This is a genomic window from Areca yellow leaf disease phytoplasma (genome assembly GCF_041920595.1).
The window spans coordinates 45,649-46,920 of the sequence record NZ_CP169277.1 but is presented as its reverse complement, the minus strand read 5'-3'; the positions used below and the strand labels follow the sequence as shown (position 1 = coordinate 46,920).

Below are 1,272 nucleotides of genomic sequence, written 5' to 3'. Positions count from 1 at the left end.
GTTAACTGATGAAGTTCTTGCCAAGTACATTAATTTTGATGAATGTAAATACCTATCCATCAAGGAGACAGTTTGGGTGTTAGGTTTTTTTTTTGCATTTTTTTTTGAGAACTGCAAACTAACCAATTAAAAACCAACAAAACTAACATACGGAAACAATGGTATTTTGGCCTTATGCCTCACCAAAGACCTGCAATTTAGACAAAATTTATTTAAAACAGGAGTTATTACTTTTCTCAATGAAAAAGAAATTAACTTCTGATATAACCCTAGATTCAGGCAATAGCGGAGAGACCTCTTTTTAATGCTGAAGAAAGGAAAATTAATAGGCATAAATAGGAGTTATTATGAAATTTTTCGTATTTCTCAATCAATTAACATTAACTACATCAAACAACAATTCTATACTTTACTCAAATCCAAAAAAGAAAAAATAGCAAATAACAACCCAAATTATATTGCATTCCAAACGACTAACACTAATACAAATTATATTGCAAACGAACTTAACATCTTACAAAAATGAAAAACTAAACGAACAAAAACCCCACATTCAAACCAACATCTTTTTAGAAGACCTCCATACTTATATAAAAGAACAGCCCGAACAAAAAATAATTTTTCATAAAATAAAGACAACTACAAGAAATCTCACTTACAATAAATTACAAGTGGTTTAGAAACAATACAATTAGTTAATTTTGATACTCACAAATACAAGCAATTAGAAATTAGTTTAGCAAACACTAATCCATTTAGTATCTTCTTTACAAATTCAAATTTTTGATTATAACAATAAAAAAAAGTTATGAAAAACAATTCAAATCCCTAAAATTGACATAGATAAAATGTTTTTATCATTTACTAAACAAACTTTTTCTTATAACAACATTTTAGAAAACCAAAAAAAGATTTTAGAAACTAATATCAAATTGGCAAAAACCACCTTCCAAATCCCCACAAAAACAAATACTTTTTTATAATCTTTTTGATAACAAAGAACAAATAATTAAAGAAGATATGTTAAAAACTATAGTTTTATGCCAAGATTATTACAATTCCCAAAATATCAACTTAGGAGTTATTATTGACAAAAAAACTGTAAATAATTCCGATAATACTTTTATATATACTGTCATTTTACAAAAAAATAGGACAAAACCTAGACACTTCTTATCTCTTAGATGCTTTCCAAATATTTGTAATGAAAACGTTAAAATAACTATCCAAACACCTTTTGGCTTACAAGATGAAAAAAGAGCAATACGTATG

2 protein-coding genes are annotated in these 1,272 nt (G+C 26.4%); both read left to right on the top strand.

From position 1 onward, the window contains the following. Positions 1–494 precede the first annotated feature (494 nt). Positions 495–680 (top strand): hypothetical protein, encoded by a 186-nt coding sequence (locus ACEW7V_RS00240; RefSeq protein ID WP_374695500.1) that lies wholly within the window; start codon positions 495–497, stop codon positions 678–680. Positions 681–1,020: 340 nt separating this feature from the next. Then, positions 1,021–1,272 (top strand): hypothetical protein (locus ACEW7V_RS00235; protein ID WP_374695499.1); only part of this gene is annotated, 252 nt, incomplete at its 3' end.